The organism is Enterobacter sp. BRE11, from assembly GCF_031844285.1.
Classification (GTDB): Bacteria; Pseudomonadota; Gammaproteobacteria; order Enterobacterales; family Enterobacteriaceae; genus Pantoea.
The window spans coordinates 1-26045 of sequence record NZ_JAUZUX010000005.1 but is presented as its reverse complement, the minus strand read 5'-3'; the positions used below and the strand labels follow the sequence as shown (position 1 = coordinate 26045).

Sequence of the window (26045 nt, the reverse complement as noted above, 5' to 3'; positions counted from 1 at the left end):
CTCCTAAACAAAAAGACGCATAACGAACATCGCGATCGCCGCATTGATGACGCTTACCAGCATCAGCAGCGGCCAGTATTTTTTCGGCACGTCGGCCACACCCAGCAGGCGGCCCATGTACTGCAGCTGCGACCCCATCAAAAAAATGGCGGGCGCCAGAATAGTGATATCCGCGCCGGTCACTATCCCTTTGGTCAGCAGGCTCACCGCTACGCCGGTACCGGCTGAAGAGGAGAGCCAGGCGGTCAGCAGTACGGTAATCGCTTCGCCCGGCAGGCCAAACAGCCCCATTACCGGCGCGAACAGCTGGCCGAGAAACGGCATAATGCCGAGTAAATTAAGCACCTCCGCCAGTACATAGGCCATCACCACGTTCGGCATCAGGTTATGAATGGCAATATGGAAACCTTTGCGCGCGCCAGCGACAAAAATATCAAAAGGGTTCTGACTGCTTTTTACCGCGCCGTTATTTTCCATCGCTGAAATCCTTCTTATAAACACTGTTTAACACACAACGCGTCAGCGCCGCACCGACAAATTTAAGAACGAACATCAAGGCGAGCGGAATAATAATCGGCAGCGTCATTGAGGAGAACAGCGCCGACCCGATAGCAAAATAGTTATTGATCAATCCTGCGCCGGAATATTGCCAGGCGCTCATCACCACAATATCTTTTTTCGTTACCTGACCGCGGTCATACATCTCTTTGGTCAGCGCGGCGCCCGCATCGGTGCTTTGCAGATCGGTGATCAGCGCCAGCCCGCAGCGCCCCGGCAGCCCCATCAGCGGCTGCAGCAGCGGCGTCAGCAGCTTGTGCGCCGCGCGCATCGCGCCGTAGTGGGTAAAAATTTCCAGCACGCCCAGCGCCAGCATGACGGTCGGCGTCAGCGAGAGCGCAAAGAGAAAGCCCGCTTTGGCGCTCAGTCCGCCCGCGCCGAGAAAGGTATTGCTGGCGGGATCCTTCATGGTGCCGAAGCTGCCGCCCAGCGTGGTGAAGTCAAAGGCACCCAGCCAGTGAAAGCCCTCGACCTGGTACAGCAATCCTGAAAAAAAGAGGATAGCCACAATCAGCGCCAGATAACTTCCTTTGCTGGCTGAAACCCGTTCGCCTGTCAGCGTTATTTTTTCTTCAGACATGGTTATTCCCTGCGACTAGTTTATCAGTTGCGGTATATGGAACTCTGACGGTTGCAGGATTTATGCCAGCCGTCGCATAACGTCTCTTTTGAAAATAAAGTTTTCCTCGCTTTCGCTTTTAAATAAATAACTGGTCAAATCTGCATCGCTTTATATTTATCCGCGCCAGGCTGGCGAAGCGAATATTGCCCTTTTTCCAACTTCGCACAGGAAGTAAGCCGCTCTGCACCATTAATACGCATCAGCTTTGCACTAACGTAGTGCGAAGCATAACGGGTCAAGGAATGATAATCGCTCGCATTCAAATAGCTAAATAATTCTATTTAAATCAATGAGATAAAATGTGATTTTTTCGTAAAAAACTATCTTTCACCGCGCTTTATGGTGCATAATTCATCACTTATCACCTGTTTACTTATTTTGCCTCTATAAAGGAACCGCTTATGCTGACTGCTGAAATGACCGCGCGTCTTAACGATCAACTTAACCTCGAATTTTTCTCCGCGAATCTCTATTTGCAGATGAGCGCGTGGTGCAGCGATAAAGGTCTGGAAGGCGCAGCGGCGTTTCTGAAAGAGCACTCTCGTGAAGAGATGGAGCATATGCAGCGCCTGTTCGACTATCTGAGCGATACGGGCGCGATGCCGGTGCTGGGCTCTATCGCCGCGCCGCCGGTCGCCTATAACTCCCTGCCGGAGCTGCTGGAGCAGGCGCTGGAGCACGAGAAGCTGATCACGCGCAAAATCAATGAGCTGGCGCATGCGGCCATTACTTCCCTCGACTACTCCACCTTTAATTTCCTGCAGTGGTACGTGGCTGAGCAGCACGAAGAAGAGAAGCTGTTCAAAACCGTGCTGGATAAGCTGGCGCTGGTGGGCCACAAAGGCGAAGGCCTGTTCCTGGTCGATAAAGATCTGGCGCGTATGAATGCGGAAAGCCACGGCGCTAATGGCTGAGGCGCCTGCGCGGGCAGGATGGCCCGATCGCAAAGTCGCTCAAGGCATCCATGCTCGCTCGGCCCGCGCCGTCCATGGCGCGGGACGCTTTGCTCTTCGGGCCATCCTGCCCGCGCTTTAGGTGCAGTGCGGTTTGCCATGATCGCCCCACCGTTGTTAAAGATTACAAGCTAAACCGCTCGCCCTTCTCGCCGTTGATCCACAGCTCGCGCCGCTCGTCAGCAGGCAGCGACACCTCAATCTCACGCCACGCTGGCTGATAGTCGCCGCGCTTCTCCAGCGTCAGCTCAAGACGATCGCCGCTGCTGCGCAGCGCCCAGCGCATCCAGAGCGCATTGCCCTGCCGCCAGCCGTGACTCTCGCCGTCGTCGTCGAAAAACTCCCCTTCAGTGTGCGCTTCGCCCGGCGCAGGCCACAGCTGCAGTTCGCGCACGCTGTCGAGCCGCGCATCGGTGGTGCTTTCGCAGCGTCCCAGCGGAATGGCGGAACCGGCGCGCGCCAGCAGCGGCAAGCGATCGAGCGGCGCGTCCAGCGTCACGGTCTGGCCGCCCGCCAGCCACTGGCCGCTGTGCCAGTCATACCAGCCGTGGGCGTTGCGCGGCAGATAGACCTCGCGTGCGCGGCTGCCCTCCTCCACCACGCTGGCCACCAGCAGATCGCGCCCCAGCAGAAAGTCGTCGTTTTCCCGGTACGTCTCACTGTCCTCTTCGTGATCGAGGAAAGTGGGACGCAGCATCGGCTCATCCTGCGCGCTCGCCTGCCACAGCAGGGTGTAGAGATAGGGCATCAGGCGGTAGCGCAGACGGATCGCCTCGCGGATCAGCGGCGTCACCTCCGGATACATCCAGGGTTCGTTCACGGTGTGATCGTCGTTCCAGGAGTGGATGGTGAAGCGCGGATGCATCACGCCGTTCTGCACCCAGCGCACAAAGAGTTCGGCATCCGGCTTGTCGCCGGAGAAGCCGCCGACGTCGTGACCGACGTTAAACAGGCCCGAAAGGCTCATGCCCAGTCCCATGCGGATGTTGTAGCGCAGCGTCTGCCAGCTGGTGCGGTTATCTCCGCTCCACGTCTGCACGTAGCGCTGCATCCCGGCACAGCCGGAACGGGAGATCAGATAGGGCCGCTTCTCCGGCGCGAAGCGCTGCTGCGCCTCCAGCGAGGCGCGCATCATCAGCAGCGGCATCACCGGGCGAATGTGTTTGATGGCGATGGTCTGCCCGAACCCGTGGCAGCGCGCTTCGCCGTCCCACACTTCATATTCGTTGTTATCGTTCCAGGTCGCGTCGATGCCCTTCTCCAGCAGCTGTGCGGTCACGTTCTCCTGCCACCAGCGCACCGCCTGCGGATGCGTAAAGTCGAGGTGCGATCCCTCATCGTCCCAGAACACCGAACGCTCGGGGCGATCCTGCTCCGAGTCGCGAATAAACAGCCCCTGCGACGCCACTTCCTGATAGCGCGGATGATCCTGCAGCAGGCAGGGTTTGATATTGGCCGCCAGCTTCATGCCTGCCGCGTGGAACGCCTCGCTCATGCCGTTGGGATTCGGCACCTTGTCGTAGTTCCAGTTAAAGACATAGCGCTTGTTGTTGATTGAGGTGTAGCCCGAGGAGAGCTGAAACGAGTCGCAGGGGATCTCATGCTCGCGGCAGAGGCGGATGAAGCCCTGTAGCTGCTGCTGCGCATCCGGCGCGTCGGTGTAGTGCATGGTCGAGCCGCTGTAGCCCAGGCTCCACTTAGGCTGAAAAATAGTGCGGCCGGTCAGGCGCACAAAGGCCTTCGTCACATCCAGTAGCTTCGGCCCCAGCATCAGGTAGTAGTCGAGATCGCCCGCCTCAGCGCGGTAGCGGCGATAGGGCAGATGGTAGTTGTCCAGCTCGTTGCCGAGATCGAGCCAGCTGCTGCTCAGGTTGTCGTAAAACAGGCCAAAGCTCACGCCGTCGCGCTGCGTCAGGGTAAAGGGAATATGCTTATAGAGCGGATCGGTGCTGGCGGCGTTATAGCCCATCGCATCGAGGTTGCGCATCTCAAAGCGACGGCCGCTGCGGTTCAAGTCACCGCTCTTTTCGCCGAGGCCGTAGACGCGATCCTGCGGCTGACGGCGCTGATAGTGCTCCACGCCGTCGCCGTGCGCGTTCAGCAGATAGGCGCCGGTGTGGCGATCGGCCGCCAGCGGCTGCCACTGCCCCTGGTGATAATGCTCCCAGCTCAGGCAGAGCGGATGATGCACCGTTACGCGCAGCCGGTCGGTGCTGATGCGCAGCTGGTTCGCCTCGTGCTCCAGCTGAAAGCCCGGCAGCCCGAACCCGTCGAGGGATTCGCGCTCGCGTCCCTCCCAGGGCACGTCGTCCCCTGGTGCGATGCTCCAGGTCCGGTTCAGAGCCAGCTCGCCGTCGCGCTTCAGCAGCACGCGCATCAGACCTGACTCCAGCACATACAGGCGCAGCAGATGGCGGTTATCCACCTTCAGCTCGACAAAGTGATCGGCGTGCTGACTCAGCGTCCAGTTCTTCAGGGTTTTCATAACGGTGTCCTTATTGTTCCGCGCTGCGCTGACGACGTTCGGCGATAAACATCACCAGGAAAATCGCGCCCACCAGGTCGAAAAAGCCCATGGCGACGAACAGCGGATTAAAACCAATGGTGTCGGCGGTGACGCCGATAATCAGAGAGAAGATAAAGCTGGCGATCCAGGCGCAGGATCCGCGCATGCCGTTAACCGTGGCCATCTGGCGACGATCAAAACGCTCCACTACCAGCGCGCTGAGCATGCAGGAGATCACCTGATGGCCGAAGCCGCCGATCGATATCAGGGCGATCGCCAGATAGGGATCTTTTACCAGGGTCATTAGCGCCAGCGAGATCATCAGCACAGCGCCGGTGATCGAGCTGGCGACGATAGAGTTAACGCGCGTCAGGCCGAACCACTTCACATAGATTTTGGTCAGGTAGCCGCTGGCGACGCTGCCGAGATCGGCGGCGAGAAACGGCAGCCAGGCGAACATCACAATCTGCTTAAGATCCATGCCGCGCTCGTTAGCCAGATAGAGCGGCACCCAGAAGCTCAGCACCGCCCAGGCGGGCTCGGCGAGAAACGCCGGAATGGCGATGCCGTAAAACTTCTTCTCTTTGCCGATGGTTTTCAGCGCCTGAAAGAACGGCAGCTTTTCGCCCACGGCTTCGTTGTCCTGCGTAATCCAGGCGCGCTCTTCGTCAGAAAGGCGGGCATGCTTTTCTGGCGACTGGTAGCCACACCACCAGAGGCCGACCCACAGCAGCCCCAGGCCGCCGGTGAGCAGAAACGCCCCCTGCCAGCCGAAGCTAATATGCGCCACATAGATGATCGGCGGCGCCAGCATCGCGCCGACCGAAAAGCCGACGCCCGCCCAGCCTGCGGCGACCGGACGCTCTTTTTTCGGGAACCAGTCGCCGATCGCCTTGGCGTTGGCGGGCGTCGCTGCCGCCTCTGACGCCCCCATCACAAAGCGCAGCAGCGCCAGATGCAGCCAGCTTCCCGCGCCGGCGTGCAGCAGACAGGTCACCGACCAGATAAGCGCGCAGATCAGGAAGCCCATCTTCAGGCCAATGACGTCGATCAGCCAGCCGCAGAGCGGCTGGAACAGGGTATAGGCGAGCTGAAACGCCGCCACCACCCAGGAGTAGTGCTCGGTGCTCATATTGAGGCTGGTTTTCAGCTCCGGCGCCAGAATGCCGAGCGAGTTGCGCGTCACGTAGTTTACCGTCACGCCCAGCAGAAAGAGTCCCAGCATCCACCAGCGGAGATTTTTTACGGCGCGCAGCGTTCGCGCGCTGCCGATTGGCTTAGTCGTTGATTCAACGCTCATTTGTCAGCTCCTGTGCAGGCTTTTAACGGCCGGTTTGATCCTTCACACCGCCCTTCGGCGTACTGCGTGAACCTGTCTGGCACCTTAAAAAAGCGCGAAACATCGGTATAGCCTCTTTTTTGCAACTCTTTTCATGGCAAACTTTTTGGCGCGTTTAAAGCGGCTTCTCTGCCTTATCTGACGCGATTCAGCACGCAATGAAAATTTTTTCATCAGCAGATTTGAGGACGATCACAAAATGAAACAAAGGCTGAAAATCAGCGAAATTGCGGCGCTGAGCGGCGTCTCGATCAGCACCGTATCGCGCGTGCTGGCCGGCAAAGCCAATACCCGCGCCAGCACGCGCGATAAAGTGCTGGCGGTGGCGCAGCAGCAGGGCGTGCTGGATAACCTGCACAGCGGCCGCCTGCTGCTGAATAACTTGATGGTGTTCGCCCCGCCGCGCGCGTTCGACGTGCGCAGCGATATCTTTTACTACAAGGTGATTCAGGGCATCGCGCAGGCGATCGCCCCGCACGAGGTGCGTTTGCGCTACTGCGCGCTGGAGGAGAATGAGAGCGACACGTCGCTGTTTCTGGAGAAGATGCAGCAAACCGACGCCGCGCTGCTGGTTGGGATCGACGACGATCATATCCACCAGCTCGCGGCGGAGATCGCTAAGCCCTGTGTGTTGATCAACGCGAGGGATCGCCGCATGCGGCTCTCTTCGGTCTCGCCGCATCATCAGCTGATTGGCGAAAGCGCCGCCCGCTATCTGTTTGAGCAGGGGCACCGCCAGATTTTGTCGCTGCACTGCCTGCGCCGCTACACCATGGAGCAGCGTCTGCAGGGCGTGCGCGATGCCTGGCACGCAATGAATCTGCGCTTCGACAGCCGCCAGCATCTGCTGACGCTCACCAGCTTTAGCCGGATCGAGGCGGCGGAGAGACTGAGCGAATACCTGAAGCACTGCCCCCTCACCCAGCGCCCTACCGCGATCCTGGCCAGCGGCGACTATATCGCCGCTGGCGCGGTGGAAGCGCTGCAGCAGGCCGGGCTGCGCGTGCCGCAGGATGTGTCGGTGATGAGCATGGACGGCTTCAATCTCGCCGCCATTCACGATATTCCGCTCACCTCCGTGCAGGTGCCGCGCGACGAGCTTGGCGCAGAGGCGGTGCGCATGGTGCAGAGCATGCGCCTGAACGCGCAGACGCTGCCCGGCACCCTGCTGCTGCACGGCAAGCTGGTGGTGCGCGAGTCGGTGCGCCGCATCCGCGACAACCTCAGCCACGCGCCGGTGCAGCAGCACGGCCTCTACGATTAGCTCGGATCGGAGAGCGCCTTCAGCCGCAGCTCCGACGGCTGCGGGCGGCCAAAGTAGTAGCCCTGGAACAGGGTGCAGCCCTCTTCGCGCAGCTTCGCAAATTGCTCGCTGCTCTCCACCCCTTCGGCGGTGATCTGAATATCCAGGCTGCGGCTCATGCCGGTAATGGCGCGGATAATCGCCAGCGCCTCGCGGCTGTCGCCCATATCGCTGATAAAGGATTTGTCGATTTTGATCTTGTCGAAGGGAAAAGAGCGCAGATAGCTGAGCGACGAGTAGCCGGTGCCGAAGTCGTCCAGCGCGATCTGCACGCCGAGTTTCTTCAGGCTCTCCAGCGTGCGGATATTGCCGAGCGAGTCGTCGAGCAGCACCGACTCGGTGATCTCCACCTCCAGCCGGCTCGGCTCCAGCCCGGAGTCGCGCAGCGCGGCCTCCACCACCGAGACCAGCGAGCTGTTTTTAAACTGCAGCGGCGACAGGTTGACCGACACCGACTGCTTGCCGTCCCAGGTGGTCGCCTCGCGGCAGGCTTCGAACAGCGCATAGGCGCCAAGCATATGGATCAGCCCGCTCTCTTCCGCGATGGGAATAAAGTCGTTCGGCATAATCAGCCCTTTCACCGGATGGTGCCAGCGCATCAGCGCCTCGTAGCCGATAATCGACTGCACCGCTTCGCCGTCGGTAATCGGCTGGTAATAGAGCTTGAGCTGCTTGCTGCCGATCGCCTCGCGCAGATCGTTCTCGATTGCACGGCGGCTGCGCGCCACGTTGTCCATTTCCAGCGTAAAGTGCTCGTAGCGGTTGCGCCCGTTGCGCTTCGCCTCATAGAGCGCCATATCGGCGCAGCGCAGCATCTGCTCCGGCGTATTGGTAAGGGTCGCGCTCAGCGCGATGCCGATGCTGAGGCCAACGCTCAGATTATGGCCTTCGATATTGACCGGCGGCCGTATCGCCTCAATCAGCCGCTGGGCGACCAGCGCCGCCTCTTCCTCGCTGCCGACAGCGGGCAGCACGATGGCGAACTCGTCGCCGCCGATGCGCGCCAGCGTGTCGCGGTCGCGCAGCGCGGCGCGCAGGCGTTTAGCCACCGCTCGCAGCAGTTCGTCGCCAATCTGGTGGCCAAGCGCGTCGTTAACGTTCTTAAAGTTGTCGAGATCCAGGCAGAGCGTGGCGGTGTATCGGCCGCTCTGGGCGTCGCCGCGCAGCGCCTCGCTCAGCCGCTGACGAAACAGAATACGGTTTGGCAGGCTGGTGAGGTTGTCGTGATGCGCCATATGGTGGATGCGCGCGTCGGCGGCGCGCTGGTCGGTCACATCCTCGACGAGCAGCATAATGTAGTTCTGGCGCGCGTCCTGACCGCGAATGATGGTGGCGCGGGTGTTGAGGATGCGTTCGCCGCTGGCGGTAAGCAGCTGCTGTTCGCGCTGGTGGATGCCTTCGCTGCGCAGCGCGATATCCGCCATGCTGTTAAAGTAGTCGCTGAGTTCGACTGACATGCATTCGTGCGGCTTTTTGTTGACCAGCTGCGCCTTCGAGACGCCGAACAGCTTTTCCGACCGGTTGTTGACCAGCAGGATTTCGCGCGTAACGGCGTCTTCCACCACCACGCAGGAGGGAATATTGGCGATGATATTGTCGAGGAATTTCGACAGCGCCGACATTTTCGCGCCCTGCGCTTCGGCCAGATCTTTGGCGCGCAGCAGCTTCTGCTCCTGCTCACGGCGTTCGGTGATGTCGCGGGTGATTTTGGCGAAGCCGATCAGCTCTCCTTCGTCGTTATGGATGGCGTCAATCACCACGTGCGCCCAGAAGGCGCTGCCGTCTTTGCGGTAGCGCCAGCCTTCATCTTCGAAGCGGCCGTTTGCCAGCGCAATCGCCAGGTTAGCGTCCGGCGCGCCCAGCAGGCGCTCCTGCGCGCTGTAGAATAGGGAGAAATGCTCTCCGACAATCTCTTCGGCAAGGTAGCCTTTGGCGCGCTGCGCCCCGGCGTTCCAGTTCACCACGCAGCCCTGCAGATCCAGCATATAGATAGCGTAGTCGGTCACGCCTTCTACCAGCAGGCGGAAACGCTGCTCCTGCTCGCGCTGCGCGCGCAGCATCGCCTGCTGTTCGGTGCAGTCGCGCGTAATCTTGGCGTAGCCGATCAGCTTGCCGCCGTCGTCGCGCACTGCGTCAATAATGACGTGCGCCCAGAAGGCGCTGCCGTCTTTGCGGTAGCGCCAGCCCTCGTCTTCGAAACGGCCGGTGCGATACGCCGTTTGCAGGTTTTTTTCCGGGATATGCGCCTGTCGATCCCGGGCGCTGTAGAAGCGGGAGAAGTGCTGGCCGACGATCTCTTCCGCCACATAGCCTTTGGCGCGCTGCGCGCCAGCGTTCCAGTTCACCACCAGCCCATCGTGATCCAGCATATAGATGGCGTAGTCGGTGACGCCTTCCACCAGCAGGCGGAAGCGCGCTTCCTGCTCGCGCACTTTACGCTGCTGCGCCTGCTGCTCGGTGCAGTCGCGCGTAATCTTGGCGAAGCCGATCAGCTCGCCGTGCGGGTCGCGAATGGCGTCGATAACCACATGGGCCCAGAATGCGCTGCCGTCTTTGCGGTAGCGCCAGCCTTCGGTTTCAAAGCTGCCGGTGCGGGCGGCGGTCTCCAGACCGCGCTGCGGCACGCCCTTTTCGCGGTCGCTTTCGCTGTAAAACAGCGAAAAATGCTTACCTACAATCTCATCCGGCGTGTAGCCTTTCGCCCGCTGCGCGCCCGCGTTCCAGTTAGCGACCGTGCCGTCTGGTTTCAGCATATAGATGGCGTAGTCGATCACGCTCTGTACCAGTAACCGATACATAACATCAGCATTTTTATCCATTGTTATTAGCCTGTTGCTGCGCTGTCTGAAATTGCCCCAAAAATTTAAGAATGATCTTAATGACGACTCGACTACATCGGAATCCACCTGCTTTGACAAGAATAAATGCGCGGAAAACGAAAGTTAGTAGGTGAGTTATCGGCAGAGGCGAGAAAATGTTCAACTGTAAATGCGCTTATGGTAATGCAGGAAATTTGGCGGTGAAGGATAAGCAGTCAAAAATCAAAATGCACGCAAAGCCCGACACTAAAGCCGGGCTTAATGGCGTCGGGCAGCGCGCTACGGCGGTGCGGCGTCAGGTGCCGGCCTGCGACGCCTGTTTTAGCCTGACGCCTGCTGCGTCGCTTGCTGATGCACCGCGATATAGCGCTCGTAGCGCGACGCTTTTAGCCGCGTCAGATCCACCAGCACCAGCCCGTCGATGCAGTGATTGAAGTCGGGATCGCAGCCGAAATCGATAAACTGCACGCCGCCGGGCTCGCACAGCTCGGAATATTGCTTATAGAGCGTCGGGATGGCGCAGCCAAGGTTGCTCAGCAGCAGCTTGAGCCTGCGCAGATCCGCCTGGTAATCGTCGCCGCTAAACTGCGCCAGCACGTCCGGCAGCGAAGCGGGATAAGGCTGGCGCGACGTCGCCAGCGGCAGCCCGGTGGGAAAATAGAGGCGGTAGAAGGCCACCAGCAGATCGCGCGCCGCCAGCGGCATGCCGCCGGAGATAGAGACCGGGCCGAACAGGTAGCGCGTCTGCGGATAACGCGCTAAATAGGCGCCGATGCCGAGCCAAAGGTAGTCGAGCCCGCGCTTGCCCCAATAGGCGGGCTGAATAAAGCTGCGGCCCAGCTCGATGCTCTGCTGCAAAATCGGCATCATGCGCGCGTCGTAGTGGAACAGGCTGTGGCTGTAAAAGCCTTCCAGTCCGCGCCTGGCGAGCTGCTCGTCGCCGGGAATAAAGCGATAGGCGCCGACAATCTCCAGCTGCGCATCGTCCCACAGGATCAGGTGGTAATAGTCATCGTCGTAGTTATCCAGGTCGCGGCGGCCGCCGCTGCCCTCGCCTACCGCGCGAAAAGCGATCTCCCGCAATCTTCCCAGCTCGCGCAGCAGTGGCACCCAGGTCGCCCCGTTACGCCGCCACAGGTAGATCTGCTTGCCGTCGCCGGTGGTGCCGAGATGCTCGCTCTCGCGCAGCGCCCGCTTCAGCTCACCGCGATCTTCGGCGCGCGCAATCGCTTTTTCCGTCTGGAACAGGCCGGGACGCTGCTGGCCGATGCGATAGAGGTGTTTGCGCAGCCGCTTCGCCAGCGCTCTGCCCGGCGTATGGCCGTCATGCCAGTGGGCGAAAGGGATCTGCGCGCCGATATGCAGCTTGATGCGCGAGCCGCGCTGGCGGAACATCTCGCGCACCAGCATCAGCAGCGCCAGCGGCTGGGCGATTTTAGCCGCCGCGTAGAACAGGCTGCTGTTGCGCCCGTCGACGAAAACCGGCACCAGCGGCGCACGGGCGCGCGCCGCCAGGCGCAGAAAGGTGTGATGCCAGCGGCCATCGCGCACGCCGCGGCTGCCGAGGCGCGAGACTTCGCCCGCCGGGAAAATAATCAGCACCCCGTCGTTGCTAAGGTGCTGCTGCATACGCTGGAGCTGGTCGCGGCTGGTGCGGTTGCCCATGTTGTCCACTGGCAGCATCAGCGTACTGAGCGGTTCCAGCATCATCAGCATGCGGTTGGCGACAATTTTCACATCGCGCCGCACCTGCGCCACCGCCGACAGCAGCGCCAGTCCGTCGAGCGCGCCCAGCGGATGGTTGGCGACGATTACCACCGGCCCACGTGACGGGATCTGCTCTAGATCGCGCTCGCTCAGCTCGCAGCGCACATCGAGGTGCTCCAGTATCTGCTCGACCATATCGAGCCCTTTCAGATGCGGATAGCGCGCGGCGAAGCGCTGAAATTCCTCTTCATGCAGCGCCCAGCGCAGCACCCGACGCTGCCAGCCTGCGGGCTGAGCCTGCGGCCAGAAGCGTTCGACAACCTGATCGACAGAGAACATAACGCGCCTTATTTTCGACGATGATGACGCCAAAAATAAGGTCGGATGTTTTCAAATTTATGACGCGGTGCAGGTCAGAAATGGTCGGCGATCGGCGTCCAGATCTCGGTCAGCGCGCCTGCTGTGCCGGTGAAGGGATCGCGCGTCGGCAGCGGCACCTGCTTAACCTGCTCTTCCGCCGCCTGTAGTTTTGCCGGCTCATCGCGGTTGGTCTCCGGCGCAAAGCCTTCCGGGTAGGCGCCGACCACCATAAAGTCCTCGCTGGCATAGACCTGCTTATGGCCGACGCCCGCCGGGATCAGCACCGCATCGCCCGCACGCAGGGTCACCATACGGCCGGTATCGCCGCCAAACAGGATTTCCGCCCAGCCCTGCGCCACGCCCAGCAGCTCATGCGTATTAGGGTGGTAGTGGGTATAGGGAAAAATGTCGTAACGCCATGAGGGCGGCCAGCCGTTGCGCGCAAAAGTTTGCTCGAACCAGCCAGCGAGATCGGGTTCCTCCTCCTCCTCCGGTAATTCATCCAGCGCCACGCGCGGCCAGATAATAAGGGGCAGAGGATTGTTGGGCACGCCGCCCGACGGGCTGGCGAGCATCAGATGCTGCGGATTATTTGACGAGCCAGCGGCAAAGGTGCCCGCCGCGAAGGACATCAGCAACAACAGACTGGAAGAAGAGGCAGTCATACAGGTTCTCCGGGTAGCTTTCTGCTCATTGTGGCAAACCTGCGGGCTGTTGCAATGTGCGCTCGCCAGCAGATCCGCTATAAAAGCATGTTTTTGCTAACCAAACACAAATAACAAAGCAACAATCCTGTTACTTTGTGCGGTCAGCTTATCCCGGCAGCGCCGCGCTGAGCGCCGGCGGCGACAAAACCCCTTTTTTCTGTTCCGGTTCTAAGGCGAAATCGGGCAGCTGTTCGACCTTTTCCGGCGGAACAGGCTTGCCCAGCAGATATCCCTGCAGGGTATGGCAGCCCAGGCCGGTTAAAAAAGCCTGCTGCTCGGCGGTCTCTACCCCTTCCGCTACCACTTTGAGATCCAGCGACTGCGCCAGCGCGACGATGGCGGAAACGATGGTGGCATCTTCGCTCTGGTGCTGCAGCTCGTTGATGAACGCGCGGTCAATCTTGAGCTCGTTGGCGGGCAGGCGCTTAAGATAGAGCAGGCTTGAATAGCCGGTTCCAAAATCATCAATTGAGGCTTTGACACCCAGCCGCGTCAGCTCGGTCAGGATGCGCACGCTTTCGTCCGGATTGCGCATCGCGGTGGTTTCCGTCACCTCCAGCGTCAGCAGCTCGGGCGGAATGGTGTGCGCCGCCAGCGCCTCGGTCACCGTCTCCACCAGATTGCTCTGCTCAAACTGCAGCGCCGACAGATTGACCGCCACCGACCAGTGGGTATGCCCCTGCTGGCGCCATTCATGCAGCTGGCGACAGGCTTCATTGATCACCCAACAGCCGATAGTGAGGATCATACCGGTCTTCTCCGCCAGCGGCAGGAAGATGTCGGGCGTCAGCAGGCCGCGCGTCGGATGCTGCCAGCGCAGCAGCGCTTCAAAGCCGATAATCGGGCCGCGCGGCGCGCAATATTTCGGCTGGTAAAACAGCCGCAGCTCCTGATTTTCCAGGGCGTGCCACAGGTCGTTATTCAGCTGGAGCTGGCTCTGCGCCAGGGTATTCATCGAGGGCTGGAAAAAGTGATGCCCATTGCGGCCGTTGTTCTTGGTGTGGTACATGGCGGCGTCGGCGTTAAACATCAGCTCGCGCTCGTTGTTGCCGTCGCCCGGGTAGACGGCGATGCCGATGCTCAGCGACACCATCAGCTCGTAGCGGGAGATCTCGAACGGACGCTCGATAGCCTTTACCAGCGAGTCCGCCACCGTCGCGGCGTCGTTGGGATCGTTGATCTCAATCAGCAGCACAAACTCATCGCCGCCCATGCGCGCCAGGGTGTAGTAGCCCTTCATCTGCTCGCTCATGCGCTCGGTAACGGCGATCAGCAGGTTGTCGCCGACGTGGTGGCCAAAGGCGTCGTTGACCGCCTTGAAGCCGTCGAGATCCATAAACATCAGCGCAAACTGGGTGCGTTCGCGATTGGCTTTATTGATCGCCTGCTCCAGGCGATCTTCCAGCAGAATGCGGTTCGGCAGGCGCGTCAGGTTGTCGTGCAGCGCCAGCTGCGCCAGTTCGCGGTTCGCCTCCGCCAGCGAGCGCGCCAGAATGGCGGTGCGCGCCTGCATGCGCGCGTCAAGCATCGACACCAGCAGCGTAATGCCGAGGATCGCCAGCGTCACTACCGTCACCAGAATCGCCAGCCAGTTGCTGTTGACGCCCATCGTGCTGGCGTGACTGTGCGCCGGAAAGCTGGCCGCCGCCATGCCGGTATAGTGCATGCCCGCGATGGCGCAGCCCATCACTACCGAGGCGCCGACGCGCAGCAGCGTGGTGCGGCCGGTGGTGCCGTCGCGCAGGTTGAACGCCAGCCACAGCGCCGCGCCCGACGCCACCAGCGCAATCACCACCGAGAGCGCAATCCAGCTCCAGTTCCAGCTAATGCCGGGCGAAAACATCAGCGCCGCCATGCCGGTGTAGTGCATCGCCACCACGCCGCTGCCCAGCACCAGCGCGCCGCCCAGCAGTTTTTTCAGCGGCAGCTCCCCCTGACAGACCAACCAGAGCGCGAAAACAGAAGCAATAACGGCAATTGCCATTGAGACGCCGGTGAGCGACGCGTCGTAGCTCACCACCATCTCCATGGTCATCGACAGCATACCGATAAAGTGCATCGCCCAGATGCCGACGCCCATGGCAAAACCGCCGCCGAACAGCCATATCAGCGCGACTTTTCCTGTCGAGGTGGCGACGCGGCCTGCCATATCCAGCGCGGTAAAGGACGCCAGCATCGCGACGAGAATGGAAACGATGACGGTAAACGAATCGTATGAGGTCACTAACATAGTGAAGTCCCGTTAAAGCGCAAAATTGCAGCCATAGTGTTGTAATGAAAAAGTCACAAGGATGAATTATTCGCTCAGGTTATCGGCAGAAGGCGGAGGGGAATTAGCCTGCCACCATAAAAGCTTCCGATGCCTGCAAGCGTTAAAACCAATCGTCAGACGGTGGCGAAGTCGGCGATGCGATCGGCCGGCGTGGGTTTGCCCAGCAGGTAGCCCTGCAAAGCGTCAAAGCCGAGCCGGGTCAGCAGCGTCTGCTGCTCTTCGGTTTCAACCCCTTCCGCCACCATCTGCAGGTTCAGCGTTTGCGCCAGCGCCAGCATCGCGCTCACCACGGTGGCGTCCTGGCTGTCGGCGCGCAGGCTGTTGATAAAGCTGCGATCAATTTTTAGCTCGCTGGCGTCAAGGTGCTTCAGGTGCAGCAGATTGGCGTAGCCGATGCCGAAATTATCGATCGCCACTCTGACCTCGATTTTTTGCAGTTCGCTGATGCGCTGCTGGCTAAACTGCGGATCGCGCATCGCGATGCTTTCGGTAATCTCCAGCGTCAGCGAATGGCCCGGCAGCTGATGGCGCAGCAGCGCCTGACGCACCGTCTCCAGCAGATCGCGCTGGTGAAACTGCAGGGCAGAGAGGTTAACGGAGACCGTCCAGTGCGGATGGCCATTGCTGTGCCACTGTTTGAGCTGGCGGCAGGCTTCGTTAATGACCCAGTTGCCCAGCGCGACAATCTGCCCGGTCTTCTCGGCCCGCGGCAGAAAAACATCGGGCATCAGCAGGCCGCGCGTCGGGTGCTGCCAGCGCAGCAGCGCTTCAAAGCCGATCAGTTCGCTGCTGCTGGAGCGGAACTTCGGCTGGTAGAACAGCAGCATCTCCTGACGCTCCAGCGCCTGCCACAGGTCGTTGGCCAGCGCCAGCTGATGCTGCGCGCTGGCGCTCATCGCCGGCTCAAACAGGCAGTAGCCGTTACGCCCGCTCTGCTTGATGTGGTACATCGCCGAATCGGCGTTGAACATCAGCTCCTGCTTGCTGCGGCCGTGCTGCGGGTAGAGCGCGACGCCGACGCTGAGCGAGACGCGCAGCAGGTAGCGATCCAGCTCAAAGGGCTCGTCTATGGCGTTGACCAGCCGCTGCGCCAGCGCCGCCGCCTGACGGCCCTCATTGCCCTGCGCCAGCAGCACAAACTCATCACCGCCGAGGCGCACCAGCAGCGTACTGTCGTCGCTGAGCTGGCGGCGCAGCCGGTCGGCGACCACGATCAACAGGCGATCGCCGACGAAGTGGCCCCAGGTGTCATTGACCGCCTTGAAGCCGTCAAGGTCCATATACATCAGGGTAAAGCCCGCCGTATCGCGCGTTGTCTGGCTGAGCGCAGCGTCCAGCCGCTGCTCCAGCATCACGCGATTGGGCAGCGCGGTGAGATTGTCGTGCATCGCCAGCTGATGCAGCTCCTGATTCGCCTGATTAAGGCGCTGCGCCAGACGCGAGGCGCGCAGCTGGGCGTCAAGCATTGAGGCGAGCAGCGTAAAACCGAGGATTGAGAGGGTGCCGAGCGCGACCCACACCGCCAGCCCCTGGCCGCTAACGCCCTGCGCCATCGGCATGCTGTGGCGGTCGAACTGCGCCGCCGCCATGCCGGTGTAGTGCATGCCAGCGACGGCGATGCCCATCACCAGCGCACCGAGCGCGCGCCTCATCAGCAGATATTTTTCGCCCTGGCGCAGACAAAACGCCAGCCAGAGCGCGGCGGCGGAGGCGAGGTAAGCGATAACGACAGAGAGCGCCACCAGCGAAAAGCGCCAGTGCGGCGCGGGCGAAATCAGCAGCGCATGCATGCCGGTATAGTGCATCGCCACGATGCCGCTGCCGAGCATGGCGCTCCCCGCCAGCCAGCGTCGCCGGCTAAAATGCCCGTGTCGGATCTGCGCGAACGCCAGCATACAGGCAACGCAGGCCGCCAGCAGCGACAGCACCGTCAGGCGCATGTCGTAGCGCGTTGGCATCATCATCGCCAGCATGCCGATAAAGTGCATCGCCCAGATGCCGATGCCCATCGCCATGCCGCCAGCCAGCAGCCATAGACGCGCCATCCAGCCGTGCGACACCGCGACGCGCCCTGCCGTGTCCAGCGCAGTAAACGCGGCGATAAAAGCGACCATCAGCGAAACGCTGACCAGGACGCTATCCCAGGTGACCAACAGCATGTGCAACTCCCCACAGTCCACCTGTGGGCAGGCACTGTGTCGTAATCAACAAATATTTTAAAAAACAGTCGGATAAAAAGGTGGTCAGCCGTGCAGTTTGTTATTTTCAGGATCGTTCAGCGCGGTTCCGACGCTAGCGGGGCGTGATTGAGACTTTTCCTGGCATAGTAACTGAAAGGGTAACTGGGCCTGATTAATGTATGAACATATCACTGTTAATGAGGCGGCGGTAGAGGGCAAAACACCCGGAGCTTTGCTTTTTTTTCTTTAACCCAACATATTGGTTTGCAGGTTTATCAGCCTGAAACATCCATTGATTAAGGATAAATTTTGCTATTGCTTCCCCGACGCTTGCGCGCCGTTCTATATTAAGTAAAATTTATAAAAACCCCTTAGCCAAAACTAAGATTATTCTCATAATAAGATGCCCTTTCCGGTTTAGTCGGTGCGGCAGTCACCAGATTTTATTGGTTTTCATCATTAATCACCGGGCGAAAAAGCACTGACTCTGACTAATCGGTAAGGATTAATTATGAAACTCAAGCTTTTTCTGTTTGCCGCTGCAGGCCTGACCTCAGCACTCCCTGCTGTAACCTTTGCGGCGACAACCACAGGGACAATCAACGCCACCCTGACGCTGACCACCGGCTGCCTGGTGAACGGCCAGTCCGCCACGACCGGCGTTAACTTCGGTACCCTGAACTTCGGCAGCAGCGCAGCGACTTTCGATACCCTCAACGCCACGCTGGTCGGTGCCTCGGGTAACGGCATCTACGTGCGCTGCACCACCGGTCAGACCTACAACGTGCAGGTGACCAGCAGCAACGCGGCACCGGCAACGGTGTTCGGCACGGTTTCCGGCCAGCCGCGCTACCTGATTCTCGGCTCCAACAACACGCAAGGGATCGCCTATACCCTCTACAGCGACGCCGCCTTTACCACCGCTATCGCCAATAACACCAATATCGCCGCCAGCGGCACCACCGATGAAACGCTGGGCACCAACTACGCGATTTACGGCCGCGTCGTGGGCGGCGGATTTAACCCGCTGATTCCGGCTGGCACCTATACCGACACCATTAACGTTGCCGTGAATTACTGATCGCGCGGTCAGGAGGATTTGGGTGGCTGCGCCGCGCACTACGCGCGGGCTGATCTGCGCGCTGCCCCTGCTGACAGGAAGTCTTAGCGCCTGGAGCCTGCCCACCAGCACGTTTCAAGTCTCAGCTTCCATTGTGGCGGGTTGCGTCGTCTCCGGGACCAATACCGGCGTCTTTGGCACGCTTAATTTCGGCTCGCAGTCGGGGGTCGCCAGCAACAGCGTCAGCACCAGTTTTGTGCAGAGCAGCACCATTACGCTTGCCTGTACCCCTGGCACGCCGCTGAGCATGAGCATCAGCGGCGGCAGCAACTACACCACGACGCGTAACCTGAAGCACACCAGCAATACCAATACCGTGCCCTACACCCTCTATACCAACGCCAGCCTTACCACCGCGATCCCGGTGAACAGCGCCGTCGCGCTGAGCTACAGCAATGCCAATAACATTACGTTGCCGATTTACGGCCTGCTGAAACTGCCCGGTCCGACGCGTGCCGGCGTCTACACCGACACGCTGACCGCGACGCTGAGCTGGTAGCCGCATGCTTAAAGGAGAAAGTTGATGATGCGCGCCCTGTTGTTCTTTGTTTCCCTGCTGACGGCCAGCGCCCAGGCGGCGAACTCGCTGATGATCTGGCCAATCGATCCCGCCATCAATCCGGAGGAGAAAGCGAGCGAGCTGTGGCTGGAAAATCGCGGCAGCGTCACCACGCTGATGCAGGTGCGTATCTTTAGCTGGCAGCAGGTTGGCGGCAAAGAGCAGTACGCCACGCAGCAGAGCGTCGTTGCCAGCCCGCCGCTGGTGCGCATTGAGCCGGGGAAAAAACAGCTGGTGCGCCTGATTAAGCAGACACCGCCCGCCGCGGGCCAGGAGCGGGCGTACCGCGTGGTGCTCGATGAGATCCCGACGCCGCGCACGCCGGGCGAAAACCAGGCGGGCCTGAATTTTCAGATGCGCTACTCGGTCCCGCTGTTCGTCTACGGCGACGGGCTGACGCGCGACGGGGCGAAGCCGGATCTGAGCTGGCAGCAGGTGAGCGAAGGCGGCCGGTCCTGGCTGCTGATTGCCAATCGCGGCAGCGGCCATGCGCGTCTCAGCAACGTTACCGTTGGCGGGCGCAAGCTGGGCGACGGCCTGTTCGGCTACGTGCTGGCGCACAGCGAAAATCGCTGGCCGCTGAAAAATGCGGTCAGCGGCCAGCTGACGGCAGAGACCAACGCCGGCGCGTGGCGCAGCGCGCCCGGCCGCTAAATGCCGCGCGCTCTCTCCCCCTGCGCGCTGGCGGTGGCCAGCGTCTGCGCCTCTCTGACGCCAGTCACCGCGCTGGCGGAGACCTTTTCGTCGCTGCCGCCGCCGCCGTCGCTGGAGAGCAGCGGTGAGAGTCAGCGCTATATGCTGGAGCTGGTGATCAACCAGCGCGAAAGCGGCGTTATCGTGCCGGTAGATCGGCGCGACGGCCGCCTGCTGGTGCGCGCCGGCGATCTGCAGCGCCTCGGCATTCCCGTGGAGAAATTGCCCGATCCGCAGCAGGTCGACGTCAGCCAGTGGCCCGGAGTAAAAGCGGATTACGACGATCGGCGGCAGCGGCTGCTGCTGACGGTGCCGCCCGCCTGGCTCCCCGGCCAGGTGATCGGCGAGGCGCAGAACGGGCCGCGCTATCCTGGCCGCGCCACCACCGGCGCGTTGTTCAATTACGATCTCTACGCCACGCGCACCACCCGCGCGGGCACCCGACTCTCTGCCTGGAACGAGCTGCGCCTCTTTGGTGCCGCCGGCCAGTTTTCCAGCAACGGCGTCTGGCAGCAGCAGATAGAGGGCCCTGCCCCCGCGCAGGAGGATGGCTATATCCGCTACGATACCTGGTGGAGCAGCGAGGATGAGAACAACGTCATCAGCTGGCGCGTCGGCGATCTCACCACCGACGCGCTGAGCTGGAGCAACAGCGTGCGCCTCGGCGGGATACAGGTCGGCCGCGATTTTAGCGTGCGGCCCGATCTGGTGACCTATCCGCTGCCCGCCTTCTCCGGCCAGGCGGCGGTGCCCTCCACCGTCGATCTCTTTATCAACGGCTACCGATCCAGCCAGGCGAACGTGCAGCCGGGTCCCTGGTCGCTGACCAACGTGCCTTTCGTCAACGGGGCAGGCGATGCGGTGATCACCACCACCGACGCGGTGGGACGTCAGATCACCACGACGCTGCCGTTTTACGTCTCCAGCACGCTGCTGAAAGCGGGCCTGAGCGACTACTCTTTTTCCGCTGGGGCGTTTCGCAACAACTACGGCATTCGCAATGCCGATTACGGCGAGGCGGCGGCGAGCGGGTCGCTGCGCTACGGTGCCACCGACTGGCTGACGCTGGAAACCCACGCCGAAGGCAGCGACAGTCTGGCAATGGGCGGCGCGGGTGCGATGTTTCGCGTCGGCAGCCTCGGCGTGCTGAACGCCGCGGCGGCGCAAAGCCAGATGAGCGGTGCCGCCGGAACGCAGTACAGCTGGGGCTACCAGTACAACAACAGCTGGTTCAGCATCGGCACGCAGCATATTCTGCGCAGCCGCGATTTCGGCAATCTCGCGCTGCTCAGCAGCCGCACCGGCAACAGCGACACCAGCAATACCACCTATAGCCTGGCGCGCCGCAGCGCCCAGTACAACGCCAGCCTGCCGCTGAGCCAGTTCGGCAGCCTCGGCGCCGCTTATATCGATATCAGCGGCGGCGACGGCCAGCACACCCGGCTGCTCAATCTCTCCTGGAGCAAAACCCTGTGGGGCAGCTCGAGCCTCTACGTCTCCGCCAGCCGCGACCAGCAGCAGGGCGCATGGAGCGGCGCGATTTCGCTGGTGATCCCGTTTGGCGAGCACGGCAGCGCCTCGGTGAGCATGGAGCGCGACCAGCAGGGCGAGAATAATCAGCGGCTCTACCTCTCGCGCTCAATGCCGAGCGACGGCGGCTTCGCCTGGGACGCCTCCTGGGCCAACCAGGGCGGCAACAGCGGCGACTACCGCCAGGGCAGCCTGCGCTGGCGTAATAACAAAATCGACACCTCGGCGGGCTTCTACGGCGACGACGACTACAACACCCAGTGGGCGGATCTCACCGGTTCCCTGGTGCTGATGGACAGCCAGACCTTCGCCGCCAACGCCATCAACGACGCCTTCGTGGTGGTGAAAACCAGCTATCCCGACGTCAACGTGCGCTATGAAAACCAGTCGATGGGGCGCACCGACCGCAACGGCTATCTGCTGGTGCCCTCAATCAGCAGCTACTATCCGGCGAAGTACGATATCGACACGCTCGATCTGCCCGCCGATATGACAACGTCCAGCGTCGAGCAGCGTTTCGCGGTGAAACGCCAGAGCGGCTATCTGCTGCATTTTCCGGTGGAGAAGCTGCGCGCCGCCAGCGTCATCCTGCAGGATGCCGACGGCCAGCCGCTGCCGGTCTCCAGCCAGGTGCTGCGCGAGGGCCAGGCGACCACCTATGTTGGCTGGGACGGCATCGCCTGGCTGGAAAACCTGCGCGCCAGCAACCCGATGCGCGTCGCTACGCCGGACGGGCGGACCTGCAACGCCGAGCTGACCATCGCCAGCGGCCAGCCGCAGGCGCTGAAAACCTATGGGCCCATTATCTGTCCGCTGCCGCCGCGTCCAGCGGGCGCGCCGACGCCCGGTACCGATAACTCTACCTCAGGGATTACGCCATGAAAAAAATCCTGCTGCTGCTGGCGCTGATGGCGCTTTTCCCCGCACTGTCGCGCGCCGCCTGCGCCCTGCCCGCCTCTACCGCCAGCTTTGGTTCGGTGTCGACTTTCGTGGTCAACAGCACGCTGCAGCCGACGTCAACCAACGCTAACGTCAACTGCGGCTCCGGCTCCGCGCTCTCGCTGCTGGGCAATAACCAGATCACCTTTCAGCTCACCGGTGCCACCAACGTCAGCGGCACGCGCGGCACGCTCAAGCGCAGCGGCGATACCGGCAGCGATAATATTCCGGTGCGGCTCTGCATCGACAGCGCCTGCGCCACCGAGCTGACTATCGGCGCTGCCCCCTACGTCATCAGCCAGTCGGTGCTGGTCAACCTCGCCGGCCTGCTAGGCAGCCTTAACTTTGCCATTCCGGTCTACCTGCGCAGCGTGCCGGGCCAGACGGTGGCCGCCGGCACCTATACCTCTACGCTTAACCTGGCGGTGACCTATAACATCTGCACCAGCATAGGCGTCGGTAATCTTTGCCTGTCGCCGCAGACCGGCAGCGGCGTGATCCCCATTAGCGTCACCATGGTGGTTACCAACGACTGCACCACCATAACCTCCCCCAATATCAGCTTCGGCAGCGCGCCGCTGGTGGGCAGCTTCTCCGCCGTGTCGCAGACGATTAACGTGGTGTGCAGCAAAGGCAGCACCTACATGGTAGGGTTAAGCAATGGTAACTACCTCAGCGGCACGCAGCGTCAGATGGCGAGCGGCGCGAACCGCTTAAGCTATGAGATTTACAAGGGAACCAGCAGCAACCGCTGGGGGCCGAGCGGCACCGAGCGCTACAGCAGCGCCAGCTCCACCAGCGTCAGCGCGGACGGGCTGACGCGCGGCTACAGCTATACGGCGCGCATCCTCACCACGCAAAACACGCCGCCCGCGGGGAACTACACGGACAGCGTGGTGGTGGACCTGTCGTTTTAGATGGCGGCGCCAGCGGTCGCGCCGCTGTGGCGCGCGCGGTACTGCCTGACCATGCGGCCAATCAGCAGCGTGCCGATCAGGCCGCAAACGGCGGCGAAGGTGAGCCAGACGCCGGGCATCGCTTTGTCGCCGGTGGCGTGGATCAGGTAGCTGGAGATGGCGGGCGTAAAGCCGCCGAACAAGGCGGTCGCCAGGCTGTAGGCGAGTGAGAAGCCGGAGGCGCGCACTTCGGCGGGCATGATTTCCGCCAGATAGACCACCATCGCGCCGTTATAGCTGGCGTAGAGGAACGAGAGCCAGAGCTCCGCCTCCATCAGATGGGCGAAGGTTGGCGTTCCCACCAGCCAGTGCAGCACCGGCCAGGTAGTAACAATCATCAGCAGCGTAAAGGTAATCAGCAGCGGGCGGCGGCCGATACGATCCGACAGCGCGCCCATTAGCGGCAGCCAGATCAGGTTGGATAGGCCGACGCACAGCGTTACCAGAAAGCTCTCTTTATCGCTCATCATCAGCACGGTTTTGCCGAAGGTGGGCGTAAAGGCGGTGATCATGTAGAACATCACGGTGGTGGTGACCACCATCAGCATGCCTGCCAGCACCAGCGCCCAGCTGTTCGCCAGTGAACGCATAATCTGCCGCATGGTCGGATGCTGTTTGCGCTGGCTGAAGGCTTCGGTCTCCTCCAGCATGCGGCGCACCCAGAACAGAAAGGGCACGATCATACAGCCCACGACAAAGGGTATACGCCAGCCCCACTCCGTCACCGCTTCTTTCGCCAGCAGATGGTTAAGCAGCAGGCCGAGCAGCGCGGCGAAGATTACCGCAATTTGCTGGCTGCCCGACTGCCAGCTAACGAAAAAGCCTTTGCGCCCTTTTGGCGCCACCTCGGCCAGATAGACGGAGACGCCGCCCAGCTCGACGCCGGCGGAGAAGCCCTGCAGCAGGCGGCCAAGCAGGATCAGAATCGGCGCGGCGGCGCCCAGCGTGGCGTAGCCCGGCACCAGCGCGATAGTGAGCGTGCCGATCGCCATCAGCCCTAACGTCAGCAGCAGCCCCTTGCGGCGGCCATGGTGGTCGATATAGGCGCCCAGCACGATCGCCCCTAACGGCCGCATCAGGAATCCGGCGCCGAAGGTCATCAGGGTCAGCATTAGCGAGGCGAATGGATCGTCGCCAGGGAAGAAGGTTTTCGCGATGGCGGTGGCATAGTAGCCAAACACCATAAAGTCATACATTTCAAGGAAGTTACCGCTGGTAACGTTGAAGATAGTTCGGGCGCTGCCCTGAGGCTTTTGTAAAGACGGAGTGTGACTCATAGTGGCTTCCTGCGTTTTTTCTCCGTTTTAGCCTGAGCGAGGCGCGAATAATGTGATTAAGCTCACCATTGCACTTTACAATTATGAAACCAAGAGTAACAAATAGTTAACCTTGCAATTATGCAGCAGGATTCACCTTTGACAGCTATGCGGCACGCCGCCCCTATGCGGGACTGGCTGCTGCAGACGCCGGAGTAATTCGCAGATGGCGTTCGTCTACGCATATGACACCTTATCTGGGATACCGGCAACCAGCGTAGAGGCGATCTACCGTCGGGCCTCTGCCTCCGCATCTGATAGCCGCTTCACGCGCATCGATGACAGTTTTCACTTTGTGATGCTTGATCAGCCAGAACGGTTCGCCAGCGCAGTTAAGGCATTTTAAAGGAGTAAAGGATGATCAGGGCGCAAGCACCGCTACTGGCGCTAAGGGGGGCACGCAGGCCGATATCCGTTATGAGCGAAAAGCGGACGTAATGTCATCGTTCGGTATCAAGCGTTACGGGTGAGCGGATTCATTTCAGCAAGCAACCCGCTTTCAACGCTCTCCAGCCCACAATGAAGCTCGCTTTACATTTCCAGGTAGGCATAACCGCTGTTTTGTAGAGTTGTTACTGTGGTCAGTGCGGAAGGCGTATGTATAACCGAACCAGCGATCCAGTCCTTTCTATAATGATGCCAGGCGATAGCCTGATCGCATATACTCACCTTAACGCCCTGGCTTTGAAGTGCCGAAATGAGCTTGAGGTTTGGATTGTCAGTGCCAAATATTTTTTGATAATAAACATTATCAAGCATCGCCGGCGTTGCTCCGCCGTTCACCGCAACGACAAAATTGAGTTTGTTTACTGGAACCCCAGCTGCCACATAGAGGTTAACCACCTGCGCAACTTTTTCCAGTGCCGGATTCGGCAATGAGGCGTTAGCTCCGGCCTTGCCCACTTTGAAAACAATTTTATTACTCAGGTCTGGAGTAGGCTGAAAGGCAGCACTGCGGTCATAGTGAATTTCGCCATAGCCTTTCACCGCTGGCGTCTCCCAAAAGCCAGCAGGTTGCTCTTTTGAAACGCTGACAGAAGAATCAGGCAGAGTATTGAATAGAAAATGATTATTAGTAAGCGCAGCTCCCGTAAGCCCACTCGTGATTGCAATTAGCGCTCCAGTTATAACAGCACGCATGTTTCCCCCTGGCGGCTTGAGCCCAAGCGCCCTGTTTATATTAGTTGAGAAGTCAATTAACAAAAATGTTATGACATTAGCTAGCGAGCCGTAAATTGGCTTTATTCTTTAATACCGCTCTGTTTTATGTTTAGAGATTATTCTTAAGCAGAAGAACAAAAACGGACTTACCGTTATTCAGTCTGAGCTGCTTTATGGTCGGTGACCTGCTCCCCGTAGATTATTACATGCAGATGTTTGCAACGTCCGCTTTTGGCACAAAGCAGACATCAGCACTAAAACACAGCTATACGCGTAAAGTCTCTTCTTTAACGGTAAGGGGCTGAAGCCAGAGAGCAAAGCCTCCCGCGACAGGACAAAAACGTGGTAAACGCGACAGCCTGCCGTGCTGGCACCTTTACGCGTGCTGGCATCTAAGCGATAAACAACGCCCGCCCAGAAAACAAAAAGGGCAGCCCACAGGCTG

General features: G+C 60.5%; 19 protein-coding genes. 8 read left to right on the top strand and 11 right to left on the bottom strand.

Annotated elements, in window-relative coordinates; translation table 11 throughout:
- Positions 1-3 precede the first annotated feature (3 nt).
- Both Q9R34_RS06660 and Q9R34_RS06655 read right to left on the bottom strand, forming a co-directional pair.
- The gene (locus tag Q9R34_RS06660; protein ID WP_434125245.1) at positions 4-477 is read right to left on the bottom strand and encodes a YjiG family protein; all 474 of its coding nucleotides are present in this window, start codon (positions 475-477) and stop codon (positions 4-6) included.
- A complete protein-coding gene (locus Q9R34_RS06655; RefSeq protein WP_485892876.1) occupies positions 467-1138 on the bottom strand; it encodes a nucleoside recognition domain-containing protein in 672 nt (223 codons plus the stop codon). The genes Q9R34_RS06660 and Q9R34_RS06655 overlap by 11 nt, the downstream gene beginning before the upstream one ends.
- Positions 1139-1581: 443 nt before the next feature.
- Between Q9R34_RS06655 and ftnA the strand changes: the two genes are divergently transcribed.
- The gene (gene ftnA / locus Q9R34_RS06650; protein ID WP_485892875.1) at positions 1582-2094 is read left to right on the top strand and encodes a non-heme ferritin; all 513 of its coding nucleotides are present in this window, start codon (positions 1582-1584) and stop codon (positions 2092-2094) included.
- Between the two features lie 163 nt (positions 2095-2257).
- On the opposite strand, the gene Q9R34_RS06645 is transcribed toward ftnA, so the two are convergent.
- Together Q9R34_RS06645 and Q9R34_RS06640 are read right to left on the bottom strand one after the other, a co-directional pair.
- Complete coding sequence (locus Q9R34_RS06645; RefSeq protein WP_485892874.1) at positions 2258-4618, bottom strand: glycoside hydrolase family 31 protein; 2361 nt, start codon at positions 4616-4618, stop codon at positions 2258-2260.
- 10 nt (positions 4619-4628) lie between these two features.
- Positions 4629-5939 (bottom strand): MFS transporter, encoded by a 1311-nt coding sequence (locus Q9R34_RS06640; protein WP_485892873.1) that lies wholly within the window; start codon positions 5937-5939, stop codon positions 4629-4631.
- A 238-nt stretch (positions 5940-6177) separates the two neighbouring features.
- Here Q9R34_RS06640 and Q9R34_RS06635 point away from each other — a divergent pair, with 238 nt between their 5' ends.
- Positions 6178-7242, top strand: coding sequence for a LacI family DNA-binding transcriptional regulator (locus tag Q9R34_RS06635; protein ID WP_485892872.1), 1065 nt, complete (start codon positions 6178-6180; stop codon positions 7240-7242).
- On the opposite strand, the gene Q9R34_RS06630 is transcribed toward Q9R34_RS06635, so the two are convergent.
- The 5 genes from Q9R34_RS06630 to Q9R34_RS06610 all read right to left on the bottom strand — a co-directional run bounded on the left by Q9R34_RS06630 (position 7239) and on the right by Q9R34_RS06610 (position 17305).
- On the bottom strand, positions 7239-10100 hold the full coding sequence (locus tag Q9R34_RS06630) for an EAL domain-containing protein (RefSeq protein ID WP_485892871.1): 2862 nt from the start codon (positions 10098-10100) through the stop codon (positions 7239-7241). The genes Q9R34_RS06635 and Q9R34_RS06630 overlap by 4 nt on opposite strands.
- A 321-nt stretch (positions 10101-10421) precedes the next feature.
- The gene (gene olsF / locus Q9R34_RS06625) at positions 10422-12146 is read right to left on the bottom strand and encodes a bifunctional ornithine lipid synthase OlsF (RefSeq protein WP_485892869.1); all 1725 of its coding nucleotides are present in this window, start codon (positions 12144-12146) and stop codon (positions 10422-10424) included.
- Positions 12147-12220: 74 nt separating this feature from the next.
- Positions 12221-12832, bottom strand: a complete 612-nt coding sequence (locus tag Q9R34_RS06620) for a cupin domain-containing protein (RefSeq protein ID WP_434125236.1) — start codon at positions 12830-12832, stop codon at positions 12221-12223.
- Positions 12833-12980: 148 nt separating this feature from the next.
- Entirely contained in the window at positions 12981-15104 is a 2124-nt protein-coding gene (locus tag Q9R34_RS06615; protein WP_485892868.1) for a putative bifunctional diguanylate cyclase/phosphodiesterase, read from the bottom strand.
- Positions 15105-15259: 155 nt separating this feature from the next.
- Positions 15260-17305, bottom strand: coding sequence for a putative bifunctional diguanylate cyclase/phosphodiesterase (locus tag Q9R34_RS06610; protein WP_485892867.1), 2046 nt, complete (start codon positions 17303-17305; stop codon positions 15260-15262).
- A 532-nt stretch (positions 17306-17837) separates the two neighbouring features.
- On the opposite strand from Q9R34_RS06610, the gene Q9R34_RS06605 reads away from it, so the two are divergent.
- From Q9R34_RS06605 to Q9R34_RS06585, 5 genes are read left to right on the top strand one after another with little or no spacing between them, the layout of a single operon-like run.
- Positions 17838-18407, top strand: a complete 570-nt coding sequence (locus Q9R34_RS06605; RefSeq protein ID WP_434125231.1) for a spore coat protein U domain-containing protein — start codon at positions 17838-17840, stop codon at positions 18405-18407.
- 49 nt (positions 18408-18456) lie between these two features.
- On the top strand, positions 18457-18945 hold the full coding sequence (locus Q9R34_RS06600; RefSeq protein ID WP_485892994.1) for a Csu type fimbrial protein: 489 nt from the start codon (positions 18457-18459) through the stop codon (positions 18943-18945).
- Positions 18946-18969: 24 nt separating this feature from the next.
- Positions 18970-19659 carry a fimbrial biogenesis chaperone gene (locus Q9R34_RS06595; RefSeq protein WP_485892865.1) on the top strand — a complete coding sequence of 230 codons (690 nt, stop codon included), beginning with the start codon at positions 18970-18972 and terminating at the stop codon, positions 19657-19659.
- A complete protein-coding gene (locus tag Q9R34_RS06590) occupies positions 19660-22110 on the top strand; it encodes a fimbria/pilus outer membrane usher protein (RefSeq protein WP_485892864.1) in 2451 nt (816 codons plus the stop codon).
- On the top strand, positions 22107-23084 hold the full coding sequence (locus Q9R34_RS06585; protein WP_485892862.1) for a Csu type fimbrial protein: 978 nt from the start codon (positions 22107-22109) through the stop codon (positions 23082-23084). The genes Q9R34_RS06590 and Q9R34_RS06585 overlap by 4 nt, the downstream gene beginning before the upstream one ends.
- Here Q9R34_RS06585 and tcuC read toward each other — a convergent pair.
- Entirely contained in the window at positions 23081-24400 is a 1320-nt protein-coding gene (gene tcuC, locus Q9R34_RS06580) for a tricarballylate/proton symporter TcuC (protein WP_485892860.1), read from the bottom strand. The genes Q9R34_RS06585 and tcuC overlap by 4 nt on opposite strands.
- A gap of 205 nt (positions 24401-24605) precedes the next feature.
- Between tcuC and Q9R34_RS06575 the strand changes: the two genes are divergently transcribed.
- Positions 24606-24785, top strand: coding sequence for an alpha/beta fold hydrolase (locus Q9R34_RS06575; RefSeq protein ID WP_485892858.1), 180 nt, complete (start codon positions 24606-24608; stop codon positions 24783-24785).
- 185 nt (positions 24786-24970) lie between these two features.
- Here Q9R34_RS06575 and Q9R34_RS06570 read toward each other — a convergent pair whose 3' ends face one another.
- On the bottom strand, positions 24971-25579 hold the full coding sequence (locus tag Q9R34_RS06570) for a DsrE family protein (protein ID WP_287635997.1): 609 nt from the start codon (positions 25577-25579) through the stop codon (positions 24971-24973).
- Between the last annotated feature and the right edge of the window lie 466 nt (positions 25580-26045).

Coding starts and splice junctions, on each gene's coding strand:
- Q9R34_RS06615 (WP_485892868.1), bottom strand. CDS start 15,104: ATGTTAGTGACCTCATACGATTCGTTTACCGTCATCGTTTCCATTCTC.
- Q9R34_RS06635 (WP_485892872.1), top strand. CDS start 6,178: ATGAAACAAAGGCTGAAAATCAGCGAAATTGCGGCGCTGAGCGGCGTC.
- Q9R34_RS06660 (WP_434125245.1), bottom strand. CDS start 477: ATGGAAAATAACGGCGCGGTAAAAAGCAGTCAGAACCCTTTTGATATT.
- Q9R34_RS06585 (WP_485892862.1), top strand. CDS start 22,107: ATGAAAAAAATCCTGCTGCTGCTGGCGCTGATGGCGCTTTTCCCCGCA.
- Q9R34_RS06595 (WP_485892865.1), top strand. CDS start 18,970: ATGATGCGCGCCCTGTTGTTCTTTGTTTCCCTGCTGACGGCCAGCGCC.
- Q9R34_RS06575 (WP_485892858.1), top strand. CDS start 24,606: ATGGCGTTCGTCTACGCATATGACACCTTATCTGGGATACCGGCAACC.
- Q9R34_RS06630 (WP_485892871.1), bottom strand. CDS start 10,100: ATGGATAAAAATGCTGATGTTATGTATCGGTTACTGGTACAGAGCGTG.
- tcuC (WP_485892860.1), bottom strand. CDS start 24,400: ATGAGTCACACTCCGTCTTTACAAAAGCCTCAGGGCAGCGCCCGAACT.
- Q9R34_RS06605 (WP_434125231.1), top strand. CDS start 17,838: ATGAAACTCAAGCTTTTTCTGTTTGCCGCTGCAGGCCTGACCTCAGCA.
- ftnA (WP_485892875.1), top strand. CDS start 1,582: ATGCTGACTGCTGAAATGACCGCGCGTCTTAACGATCAACTTAACCTC.
- Q9R34_RS06645 (WP_485892874.1), bottom strand. CDS start 4,618: ATGAAAACCCTGAAGAACTGGACGCTGAGTCAGCACGCCGATCACTTT.
- Q9R34_RS06620 (WP_434125236.1), bottom strand. CDS start 12,832: ATGACTGCCTCTTCTTCCAGTCTGTTGTTGCTGATGTCCTTCGCGGCG.
- Q9R34_RS06570 (WP_287635997.1), bottom strand. CDS start 25,579: ATGCGTGCTGTTATAACTGGAGCGCTAATTGCAATCACGAGTGGGCTT.
- Q9R34_RS06590 (WP_485892864.1), top strand. CDS start 19,660: ATGCCGCGCGCTCTCTCCCCCTGCGCGCTGGCGGTGGCCAGCGTCTGC.
- Q9R34_RS06610 (WP_485892867.1), bottom strand. CDS start 17,305: ATGCTGTTGGTCACCTGGGATAGCGTCCTGGTCAGCGTTTCGCTGATG.
- olsF (WP_485892869.1), bottom strand. CDS start 12,146: ATGTTCTCTGTCGATCAGGTTGTCGAACGCTTCTGGCCGCAGGCTCAG.
- Q9R34_RS06655 (WP_485892876.1), bottom strand. CDS start 1,138: ATGTCTGAAGAAAAAATAACGCTGACAGGCGAACGGGTTTCAGCCAGC.
- Q9R34_RS06640 (WP_485892873.1), bottom strand. CDS start 5,939: ATGAGCGTTGAATCAACGACTAAGCCAATCGGCAGCGCGCGAACGCTG.